This is a genomic window from Saccharopolyspora terrae (assembly GCF_004348435.1).
GTDB classification, from domain to species: domain Bacteria; phylum Actinomycetota; class Actinomycetes; order Mycobacteriales; family Pseudonocardiaceae; genus Saccharopolyspora; species Saccharopolyspora endophytica.
In genome coordinates this window covers 85,436-96,228 of record NZ_SMKS01000016.1, presented here as the reverse complement: position 1 = coordinate 96,228, position 10,793 = coordinate 85,436, and the positions used below count along the sequence as shown (strand labels likewise).

At 72.8% G+C, this 10,793-nt stretch carries 8 protein-coding genes; 7 read left to right on the top strand and 1 reads right to left on the bottom strand.

The window, feature by feature from the left end:
- Positions 1-232: 232 nt before the first annotated feature.
- Positions 233-1,075 carry an SIR2 family NAD-dependent protein deacylase gene (locus E1181_RS12500; RefSeq protein ID WP_132674252.1) on the bottom strand — a complete coding sequence of 281 codons (843 nt, stop codon included), beginning with the start codon at positions 1,073-1,075 and terminating at the stop codon, positions 233-235.
- Positions 1,076-1,260: 185 nt separating this feature from the next.
- Between E1181_RS12500 and E1181_RS12495 the strand changes: the two genes are divergently transcribed.
- The 7 genes from E1181_RS12495 to E1181_RS12465 are packed head-to-tail and all read left to right on the top strand — an operon-like array spanning position 1,261 to position 10,775.
- Positions 1,261-2,655 (top strand): nitrate/nitrite transporter, encoded by a 1,395-nt coding sequence (locus tag E1181_RS12495; protein ID WP_132674250.1) that lies wholly within the window; start codon positions 1,261-1,263, stop codon positions 2,653-2,655.
- Positions 2,648-4,723, top strand: coding sequence for a molybdopterin oxidoreductase family protein (locus tag E1181_RS12490; RefSeq protein WP_132674248.1), 2,076 nt, complete (start codon positions 2,648-2,650; stop codon positions 4,721-4,723). Before E1181_RS12495 ends, E1181_RS12490 begins: the two co-directional genes overlap by 8 nt.
- Complete coding sequence (locus E1181_RS12485; RefSeq protein ID WP_132674246.1) at positions 4,720-6,135, top strand: FAD-dependent oxidoreductase; 1,416 nt, start codon at positions 4,720-4,722, stop codon at positions 6,133-6,135. Before E1181_RS12490 ends, E1181_RS12485 begins: the two co-directional genes overlap by 4 nt.
- Positions 6,132-8,651, top strand: a complete 2,520-nt coding sequence (gene nirB, locus E1181_RS12480) for a nitrite reductase large subunit NirB (protein ID WP_132674244.1) — start codon at positions 6,132-6,134, stop codon at positions 8,649-8,651. The genes E1181_RS12485 and nirB overlap by 4 nt, the downstream gene beginning before the upstream one ends.
- Entirely contained in the window at positions 8,648-8,971 is a 324-nt protein-coding gene (gene nirD, locus E1181_RS12475; protein ID WP_132674242.1) for a nitrite reductase small subunit NirD, read from the top strand. Before nirB ends, nirD begins: the two co-directional genes overlap by 4 nt.
- Positions 8,968-10,107, top strand: coding sequence for a uroporphyrinogen-III synthase (locus E1181_RS12470; RefSeq protein ID WP_132674240.1), 1,140 nt, complete (start codon positions 8,968-8,970; stop codon positions 10,105-10,107). Before nirD ends, E1181_RS12470 begins: the two co-directional genes overlap by 4 nt.
- Positions 10,089-10,775, top strand: a complete 687-nt coding sequence (locus E1181_RS12465) for a sirohydrochlorin chelatase (protein WP_132674238.1) — start codon at positions 10,089-10,091, stop codon at positions 10,773-10,775. Before E1181_RS12470 ends, E1181_RS12465 begins: the two co-directional genes overlap by 19 nt.
- Positions 10,776-10,793: the final 18 nt, after the last annotated feature.

Genomic DNA, 10,793 nt, shown 5'->3' with positions numbered 1-10,793 from the left:
GGGACGGCCACGCCGGTGCCGGCGGGTGCCAGGCCGACCGCGCACAGCAGCACCAGCACGCCGATCCTGCGTGCGCCTCTCGTCGTCGACAACACCCTTCACCTCCAGCAGATGCACCCGTTCGGTACCGAAACTTAGGCCGAACGGAGTCACAATTAGCCGGAGTTTGACACTCGTGCCCCAGGCACACCACGCGAAACGGGCGTTTCGCTTGCAACGTCAACCACTCGTGTCACAACTGTTCCCACGTGGTGGGATCTCCCCAAGTCCGCAGCGGCTCGGCGGAGTCGATCAGCGGCGCGGCCGCGAGAGCGGGCAGCACCTCGGTGAGCGGGCCGCGCAGGACTGCGTCGGCGATCTCGTCGTACGGGGTGGGCTCGGCGTTGCAGATGATCAGCTTCGCCCCGGCCTTGGCCGCGAGCTCCGCGAAGGCCGCCGCCGGGTAGACGCTCAACGACGTGCCGGCGGCGACGAACAGGTCGCAGTCCAGCGACGCGCGCCTGGCCTCCCGCAGCACGTCGGCGTCCAGCGCCTGGCCGAAGAACACGGTCGCCGACTTGAGGATGCCGCCGCACGAGCGGCAGTCCGGGTCCCGCTCGCCCTCGGCGACGCGCTGCAGGGCGTCGGTCATGGCGCCCGTGGCACCGCAGTGCACGCACACCGTGCGGCGCATGGTGCCGTGCAGTTCCAGCACCCGGTCGCGGGCCAGACCCGCGCGCTGGTGCAGCTCGTCGATGTTCTGGGTCAGCAGGGCGCCCAGGCGCCCGGAGGCGTCGAGGTCGACGAAGGCCCGGTGCGCGGCGTTGGGTTCGGCGTGCCAGGCGGGGTTCTCGGCGCGGGCGCGCCACGCCTGCGCGCGGACGTCCTCGTCGGCGAGGTAGCTGTCGATGTCGCTGAGCCGGGCGGCCTGCGGGTTGCGGGTCCAGACCCCGTCCGGGCCCCGGAAATCGGGAATGCCGGATGCGGTGGACACGCCCGCGCCGGTGAGCGCGGTGATGCGCCGGGCGGCGCCGAAGAGTTCGCGAGCGCGCTGCCAGGTCGCGCTGTCGTCGGCCTCCGAGGCTCGTTCCGTCACCTCCACAAGGTGCCACGGACGGAGTCGCCGGCGGGGCACCGGGCTGCTGTGTGTTGCCGGTCACGGCCGTCTGACCGGGGGCGCAGCGATCATGTGAAGACCGTTTTTCCTGGCGGTAACGCGCGGCAATCACCGGGGAAACAGCCGGTTCCTACCTTCGGAGCAACCCGTTGAGAGGAGCCGCGTTGACCACGAACGCACGGGCCCCGAGAGGCCGCTGGATCGAGGGCTGGGACCCCGAGAACGAGGACCTCTGGGAATCCACCGGCAAGCACGTCGCACGCCGGAACCTGATCTTCTCGATCATCTCCGAGCACATCGGCTTCTCCATCTGGAGCATCTGGTCGGTCCTGGTGCTGTTCATGGGCCCGGACATCGGCCTGCCGTTCAGCGCCTCCGAGAAGTTCCTGCTGGTGATCACGCCGAACCTGGTGGGCGCGGTGCTGCGGCTGCCCTACGCCGCCGCGGTGACCCGCTTCGGCGGCCGCAACTGGACGATCTTCAGCTCGGTGGCGCTGCTGGTGCCCGCCGGACTGGCCTTCCACTTCGTCCAGCAGCCCGGAACTCCGCTGTGGGTGTTCATGCTCATCGGTGCCACGGCCGGTGTGGGCGGCGGCAACTTCGCCTCGTCGATGACCAACATCACGATCTTCTTCCCGCAGCGGTTGCAGGGCTGGGCGCTGGGGCTCAACGCCGGTGGCGGCAACATCGGTGTCGCCACCATCCAGGTGGTCGGGCTGCTGGTGATCGCCTTCGCGGGCAACGCGCATCCGTCGTACGTGGCGGCGATCTACCTGCCGCTGATCGCGGTGTCGGCGGTGTGCGCGGCGCTGTTCATGGACAACGTCGACGCCATCAAGGCCAAGCCGGGCGCGCTGCTGGAGGCGTGCAGCAGCAGGCACACCTGGTGGATCTCCTTCTTGTACGTGGGCACCTTCGGCTCGTTCATCGGCTACAGCTTCGCCTTCGGGCTGGTGCTGCAGACCGAGTTCGGCTTCACCCCGTTGCAGGCGGCGAGCTGGACGTTCCTCGGCCCGCTGATGGGTTCGCTGTCGCGACCGCTGGGCGGCTGGCTGGCCGACCGGATCGGCGGGGCGCGGGTGACGGCGTGGAACTTCGTGCTGATGGCCGGCGGGGTCGCGGTGCTGCTGGTGGCCTCGGCGCAGGGCTCGTTCGCGCTGTACGTCACGGCGTTCATCGCGCTGTTCCTGCTGACCGGCCTCGGCAACGGCTCGACCTACAAGATGATTCCGGCCGTCTACGCCGCCGAGGCCGAGGACGAGGTCACCTCCGGCCGCGAGGCCGTGGCCGCCTTCGCCAAAGCGCGGCGCCTCTCCGGTGCTGTCATCGGCATCGCCGGGGCGATCGGCGCGCTCGGCGGGGTGGGCATCAACCTGGCCTTCCGCGCCTCCTACGGCGGCGCGTCGGCCAGCGGTGACGCGGCGCTGGCGGTGTTCCTCGCCTACTACGTGGTGTGCGTCCTGGTGACCTGGGCGGTGTACCTGCGGGGTTCGCTCAAGCCCGGGCAGACCCCGGTGCGAACGCCGGAGAAGCGGACCGCGGAGGCCGGCCGTGCCTGAGGTTCGCACCGTGGCCACCCACTGCCCGTACTGCGCCCTGCAGTGCGGCACCCGGCTCACGCGCGAGCGGCGCGGGGTTTCGGTGCGGCCCACGGACTTCCCGGTCAACCGCGGCGGGCTGTGCCAGAAGGGGTGGACCGCTCCGGCGCTGCTGGACGTCGCCGACCGGCTGCGCCACCCGCTGCTGCGACGCGACGGCGAGCTGGTCCCGGTGTCCTGGGAGACCGCGCTGGATACCATCGCCGCGCGCCTCCACGCCATTCGGGCCGAGTCCGGTCCGGACGCGGTCGGGGTGTTCGGCGGCGGCGGGCTGACCAACGAGAAGGCCTACTTGCTGGGCAAGTTCGCGCGGCTGGCGCTGGGCACGAGCCAGATCGACTACAACGGCCGGTTCTGCATGTCCTCGGCCGCGGCGGCCGGGACGGCGGCGTTCGGGCTGGACCGGGGGCTGCCGTTCCCGGTGACCGATCTCGGTGGCGCGGACGTCGTGCTGCTGGCCGGGGCGAACCCGGCGGAGACGATGCCGCCGCTGATGCAGCACCTGCGCTCGCCGGAGCTGATCGTCATCGATCCGCGCAGGACGGCCACGGCGGAGCAGGCGGCGCTGCACCTGCAGCCGCTGCCGGGCACGGATCTCGCGCTGGCGCTGGGACTGCTGCACATCGCGGTGACCGACGGGTTCAGCGACACCGAGTTCATCCGCGAGCGCACCCAGGGCTTCGACGCCGCGTGGCAGCGCGCGATGCCCTGGTGGCCGGAGCGGGTCGAGCGCGTCACCGGCGTCCCGGTGTCCGAGCAGCGCCGGGCGGTGCGGATGCTCGCCGAGGCGGGCAGCGCCTACGTGCTCACCGGCCGGGGCGCCGAGCAGCACAGCAAGGGCGTGGACACCGTCTCCGGGTTCATCAACCTCGCGCTGGCGCTGGGACTTCCGGGGCGGGCGGGTGCCGGCTACGGGTGCCTGACCGGCCAGGGCAACGGCCAGGGCGGCCGGGAGCACGGGCAGAAGGCCGACCAGCTGCCCGGCTACCGGGTGATCACCGATCAGGCCGCGCGCGAGCACGTCGCCGAGGTCTGGGGCGTGCTGCCGGAGGTGCTGCCCGGTCCGGGCCGCTCGGCCTACGAGCTGCTCGACGCGCTGGGCACCACGGACGGCCCGCGCGCGCTGCTGGTCTTCGGCTCCAACCCGGCCGTGTCGGCGCCGCGCGCCGAGCACGTCGTGTCCCGGTTGAAGTCCCTGGACCTGCTGGTGGTGGCCGACTTCGTCCCCTCCGAGACCACCGAGCTGGCCGACGTGGTGCTGCCGGTGACCCAGTGGGCCGAGGAGGAGGGCACCATGACCAACCTGGAGGGCCGCGTCCTGCGGCGCCGCCGGTTGCAGGTGCCACCCGGTCACGCGCGCAGCGACCTGGAGGTGCTGCACGGCATCGCGACCCGGCTGGGCGAGCCCGGCCACCGCTACCCCACCACCGCGCGCGAGGCTTTCGACGAGCTGCGCCGCGCTTCGGCCGGTGGCAAGGCCGACTACTCCGGCATCAGCTACCAGCGTCTCGACGCCGGTGAGGCGCTGCACTGGCCGTGCCCGGACGGCGAGCACCCCGGCACGCCGCGGCTGTTCCTCGACGGGTTCGCCCACGCCGACGGCCGGGCGAGGTTCGCAGCGGTGGAGCACCGCGACGCCGGGGACGTCCCGGCGGAGGAGTTCCCGCTGACCGCCACCACCGGGCGGGTGCTGGCGCAGTACCAGTCCGGCGCGCAGACCCGCCGGGTCGCCGAGCTCAACGACGCCGCGCCCGAGGTGTTCGTCGAGGTCCACCCCGACACCGCCGCTCGCGCCGGGCTCGCCGGAGGAGAGTTGGCCAGGGTCTCCTCGTCGCGCGGCAGCACGATCGCCGCGGTGCGGCTGGTGCCGACGATGCGCACCGACACGGTGTTCCTGCCGTTCCACTTCCCCGGCGACGGGCGCGCCAACCTGCTCACCGGCGACGCGCTGGACCCGCGCAGCCGGATGCCGGAGTTCAAGGTCAGCGCGGTGCGGATCGAACCCCACCGGGAGGTGGTGGCGCCATGAGCACCGCGCTGACCCTCAACCGCGTCGCCGGGCGGGTGGTCGTGGTCGGCAACGGCCCTGCCTCCCACCGGCTGGTCGAGCGGCTGCGCGCGCTGGGCCACGACGGCCCGATCACCGTGCTCGGTGCCGAGGAGCGCAGCGCTTACAACCGGGTGCTGCTCGGCTCGGTCCTCGACGGTTCGCTGCCGGCAGCCGCGGTGACCCTGCCGGATCTCGACGCCGAGGTGCACCAGGGCGCGGCGGTGACCGACGTGGATCGCGCGCAGCGCTCGGTGCGCACCGCCGACGGCCGCGAGTTCGGCTACGACGCGCTGGTGCTGGCCACGGGTTCCCGGCCGCTGGTGCCCGAGATCCTCGGATTGGGCGCCGACCGGCTCACCGCGCTGCGCACCCTCGCCGACTGCGCTCGCCTGGACGCCTCGGCGGGCCCGGTCGCGGTGCTCGGCGGCGGGGTGCTCGGGGTCGAGACCGCGCGGGCGCTGCTGGCCCGCGGCCGTCAGGTGACGCTGGTGCACCGCGAGCCGCACCTGATGGACCGCCAGCTCGACGAGGCCGGCGGCCGGATGCTGGCCGAACGACTGCGCGCGCTCGGCGTCGACGTCCGGACCGGTGTGAAGGCCGCCTCCTACCGATCCGGGACGCTGCTGCTCGGCGACGGTTCCGAGGCGCCCGCCGAACTGGTCGTGGCCTGCACCGGGGTGTGGCCGGAGGTGGCGCTCGCGCAACGCGCCGGGGTGTCGGTCAACCGCGGCGTGGTCGTCGATGACCGGCTGCGCACCAGCGACCCGCACGTCCACGCCATCGGCGACTGCGCCGAGCACCGCGGCACCACACCCGGTCTGGTGGCCTCGGCGTGGGAGCAGGCCGAGGTGCTGGCCGCGCACCTGACCGGGCGCGAGGCCACCTACGGCGGGACGCCGGTGGTCTCGCGGCTGAAGGCGCGCGGCATCGACCTGGCCTCGGTCGGATCGGTGCGCGCCTTGAGCTCCGGCGATGCCGAGATCGTCACGCTCTCGGACCCCGCGCGCGGCCGCTACGCCAAGCTCGCGCTGCACTCCGGGCGGATCTCCGGCGCGGTCCTGCTGGGCTTCCCGGCCGCGATCGCCGCGATCGGCCAGCTGCACGACCGCGCCCTGCCGATGCCGGCCGACCGGCTGTCGCTGCTGCTGGGCACCCCGCCCGCGGTGCCGGGCGCACCGGTGGAGCTGCCCGAGGACGCGGTGCTGTGCCGCTGCAACAACGTCACCAAGAAGTCCCTGATCAGCGCCTGGCACGCCGGTGCCCGCACGGTCGCCGAGCTGGCCAGGGCAACGCGGGCGACCACCGGCTGCGGTGGCTGCGTCGACGACGTCGGCCGGCTGTGCAGCTCCTTGGCGGATCGCATCGAAACAGAGAGGGAGGGCGCGGCATGACCCGCACGCTCGTCGTCGTCGGCCACGGGATGGTCGGCCACCGGCTCGTTGACACGCTCCGCGAACGCGATGAGGCCAACACCTGGCGGATCGTCGTGCTCGGCGAGGAGCCCCGACCCGCCTACGACCGGGTGGCGCTGTCGTCCTACCTGGACGGCAAGAGCGCCGAGGACCTCAGCCTGACCGGCCAGGACCTCGTCGACGACCCGATGGTCGAGCTGCGCCTGAACACCGCGGTGACCGGTATCGACACCGGCGCCCGCGCGGTGACGCTGGCCGACGGCGAGTCGTTGACCTACGACGCGCTTGTGCTGGCGACCGGGTCGAGGCCGTTCGTGCCGCCGGTGCCCGGTCACGAACTTCCCGGCACGTTCGTCTACCGCACCATCGAGGACCTGGACGCGATCCGCGATGCGGCCACCGAGGGCCGCGACGGCGTGGTCATCGGCGGCGGCCTGCTGGGCCTGGAGGCGGCGAACGCGTTGCGGCTGCTGGGGATGCGCCCGCACGTGGTGGAGATGGCCCCGAGGCTGATGCCGCTGCAGGTCGACGAGGGCGGCGGGCAGGTGCTGCGCGGTCTCGTCGAGGAGCTGGGCCTGACCGTCCACGCCGGAGCCGCCACCGCGTCGATCGACGGCGAGGAGCACGTCACCGGCGTCTCGCTCGCCGACGGCACCGTCATCGACACCGACCTGGTCGTGTTCTCAGCGGGGGTTCGCCCCCGCGACGAGCTCGCCGAGGTCGCCGGGGCGGCGCGCGGCGAGCGCGGAGGTTTCCTGGTCGACGAGGCCTGCCGCACCACCGTCGACGGGGTGTGGGCCATCGGTGAGTGCGCGGCGGTCGAGGGCCGCTGCTACGGCTTGGTCGCTCCCGGCTACGCCATGGCCGAGGGGGTCGCCGAACAGCTCCTGGAGCTGGGCGAGGGAACCTTCCCCGGTGCCGACATGTCGACCAAGCTCAAGCTCCTCGGCGTCGACGTGGCCAGCTTCGGTGACGCCCACGGCACCACCGAGGGCGCGCTGGAGGTCGTCTACGCCAACAACGCGGCGGGCACCTACGCCAAGCTGGTGCTCTCCGACGACGCCCGCGTGCTGCTGGGCGGTGTGCTGGTCGGAGACGCCGGCGCCTACGCGGTGCTGCGGCCGCTGGTGGATCGGGAGCTGCCCGCACCGCCCGAGCAGCTGCTGCTGCCCGCCGGGTCCGGTGTGGACTCCGGTGCGCTGCCCGACGACGCCACGGTCTGCTCCTGCAACAACGTCACCAAGGGCCAGATCACCTGCGCCATCGCCGAGCACGGCCTGTCCGACGTCGCCGAGGTCAAGTCCTGCACCAAGGCGGGCACCAGCTGCGGGTCGTGCGTGCCGATGCTCAAGACGCTGCTGGGCGAGTGCGGCGTGGCGACCTCCAAGGCGCTGTGCGAGCACTTCGGCCAGTCGCGGGCGGAGCTGTTCGAGATCGCGCAGGCCACCGGCATCGGCTCGTTCTCCGAGCTGATCACCAAGCACGGGTCCGGGCGCGGCTGCGACATCTGCAAGCCCGCGGTCGCCTCGATCCTGGCCAGCCTCGGCAACGGTCACATCCTCGAAGGCGAGCAGGCCGCGCTCCAGGACACCAACGACCGGTTCCTGGCCAACATCCAGCGCAACGGGACCTACTCGGTGGTGCCGCGCATCCCCGGTGGCGAGATCACCCCGGACAAGCTGATCGTGCTCGGTGAGGTGGCCAAGGAGTTCGGCCTCTACACCAAGATCACCGGCGGCCAGCGCATCGACCTGTTCGGCGCGCGGGTCGAGCAGCTTCCCGAGGTCTGGAAGCGGCTGGTGGACGCCGGTTTCGAATCCGGCCACGCCTACGGCAAGGCGCTGCGGACGGTGAAGTCCTGCGTCGGCAACGACTGGTGCCGCTACGGCGTGCAGGACTCGGTGAGCATGGCGATCCGGTTGGAGCTGCGCTACCGGGGCCTGCGCTCACCGCACAAGCTCAAGTCGGCGGTGTCGGGCTGCGCCCGCGAGTGCGCCGAGGCGCGCGGCAAGGACTTCGGCGTCATCGCCACCGACAAGGGCTGGAACCTCTACGTCGGCGGCAACGGCGGGTTCACCCCGCGCCACGCCGAACTGCTGGCCGCCGATCTCGACGACGAGCGGTTGATCCAGCTCATCGACCGGTTCCTGATGTTCTACGTGCGCACCGCCGACCGGTTGCAGCGCACCTCGGCGTGGGTGGAATCGCTCGACGGCGGCCTGGAGCACCTCAAGGAGGTCATCGTCGAGGACTCCCTCGGCATCGCCGACGAGCTGGAAGCCGCGATGCGGCGCCACGTCGACACCTACTCCGACGAGTGGGCGGGGGTGCTCGCCGACCCGGGCAAGCTCTCCCGGTTCGTGTCCTTCGTCAACGCTCCGGACGCCCCGGACCCCACCATCCGCTTCATCTCCGAGCGCGGTCAGGTCCGACCGGGCCCGGTCGTCCTGCCGATGCCCTCGATCGGAACCCACACCCAGGAGGTGCACTCGTGAACTGGCACCAGATCTGCGACATCGACCTGCTGCTGCCCGAATACGGCGTCCCGGTGCTCGTCGGCGACCACCCGGTGGCGGTGTTCCGCACGCACGACGACCAGCTGTTCGCGGTGGGCAACGTCGACCCGTACTGCGGGGCCGGGGTGATCAGCCGCGGCATCGTCGGTGACCGGGCGGGTGAGCCCACCGTGGCCTCGCCGATGCTCAAGCAGGTGTTCTCGCTGCGCACCGGTCAGTGCCTGGACGATCCCGGCACGCGGCTGCCGGTGTTCCCGGTGCGGCGGCGCGAGGCGTTCGTGGAGGTCGCGCTCCCTTGAGCGAAGAACTCACCGGGTACACCGTCGCCGTCACCGCGGCCAGGCGGGCGGAGGAGCTCGGCACCCTGCTCGAACGACGCGGCGCCCGGGTCGTGCACGGCCCGGCGCTGCGGATCCTGCCGCTGTCCGACGACACCGAACTGCGGCGGGTCACCGACGCCTGCATCGCCCAGCCGCCCGATGCCGTGGTCGCCACCACGGGCATCGGGTTCCGCGGCTGGGTGGAAGCCGCCGACGGCTGGGGCGTGGGCACCGAGCTGCTGGCGGCGCTGGCCCCGGCGCGGCTGCTGGCCCGCGGCCCGAAGGCGCGTGGCGCGGTGCGGGCGGCCGGGCTGCCCGACCCGTGGTCACCGGGCTCGGAGTCCTCAGCGGAACTCCTGGAGAACCTGCTCGGCGGACCGCTGGAGGGCTCGCGGATCGCGGTGCAGCTGCACGGCCAGCCGCTGCCGGACTTCGTCGAGGCGCTGGAGTGCGCGGGGGCGAAGGTCATCGAGGTCCCGGTGTACCGGTGGACGGCGCCGGCCGACATCACCGCGCTGGAGAACCTGCTGTCCGCGGTGTGCGCGCAGCAGATCGACGCGGTGACCTTCACCAGCGCCCCCGCGGCGGCGAGCCTGCTGTCGCTGGCCGCCGAGCGCGGCTGCCGCGAGGAGCTGCTGACCGCTCTGCGCGGACCGGTGCTGGCGGCCTGCGTGGGTCCGGTGACGCACGCGCCGCTGGCCGATCACGGCGTGGCGGCGGTGATCCCGGAGCGCTTCCGCATCGGCGCGCTGGTGCGCGCGCTGTGCGAGACGCTGCCGATGCGTTCGCCGACGCTGCCGGTGGCCGGGCACGACCTCCAGCTGCGCGGGCACGCCGCCATCCTCGACGGCGAGGTCAAACAGCTGTCCCCGCAGGGCACAACGCTGCTGCGGGCGTTGGCCGAACGACCGGGCCGAGTGGTCTCGCGGCGCGCGCTGGCCGAGGCGCTGCACTGCGCCGGAGGGGCCGCCGACGAGCACGCGGTCGAGCAGGCCGTGGCCCGGCTGCGCTCGGCGCTGGGCACGCCGCAGCTGGTGCAGACCGTGATCAAACGCGGATACCGACTTCCGCTGGAACCGATGAGGGACTCCCCGCGATGCGCCGATCCCCTGTGAACCCGCCGTTGCTGCTGGTCGCCCACGGAACCCGCGACCCCGGAGGCCCGAGGGTGGTCGAGCAGCTGGCCGAGGCCACTTCGGCGCGCCTGGACGTGCCGGTGCGCGTCGGCTACGTCGACGTGATCGGCCCGACCGTGGCCGAAGCGCTGGCGTCCGTCCCCGGTCCGGTCGTGGCGCTGCCCGCGTTCCTGGCGGCCGGTTACCACGTGCGCGTCGACCTGCCCGAGCAGATCGAGGCCACCGGTCGCGAGGACGTGACGATCACCGAGCCGCTGGGCCCGGCACCGGAGATCACCGAAGCGCTGCGGGACCGGCTGCGCGCGGCCGGGTGGCGGCCGGGCGACCGCGTGCTGTTCTCGGCTGCGGGCTCCTCCGACGAGCGCGCGCTGTCGGACGTGCGCACCGCCGCCCGGCTGCTGGGTCGGCGCTGCGGGCAGTGGCTCACGCCCAGCTACATCACCACGGCGAGCCCGGCGACCGAAGCGGTGTGCGGCCCGGGCGATTTCATCGCGCCCTACCTGCTGGCACCGGGGCTGTTCCACCGCCGTCTCGCCGAACTCCCGGTCGCCGGGGTCGCCGATCCGATCGGCGTCCACCCGGCGGTGATCGACCTCGTGGCACAGCGCTACCGCTCCGCCGTGCGCGACGACGCCTTCGCGGCCTGATCGACCGAGACGGCTCCA

Excerpts from the sequence above, each read along its gene's own strand:
- E1181_RS12485 (WP_132674246.1), top strand. The coding sequence starts at position 4,720 with ATGAGCACCGCGCTGACCCTCAACCGCGTCGCCGGGCGGGTGGTCGTG.
- nirB (WP_132674244.1), top strand. The coding sequence starts at position 6,132 with ATGACCCGCACGCTCGTCGTCGTCGGCCACGGGATGGTCGGCCACCGG.
- E1181_RS12465 (WP_132674238.1), top strand. The coding sequence starts at position 10,089 with ATGCGCCGATCCCCTGTGAACCCGCCGTTGCTGCTGGTCGCCCACGGA.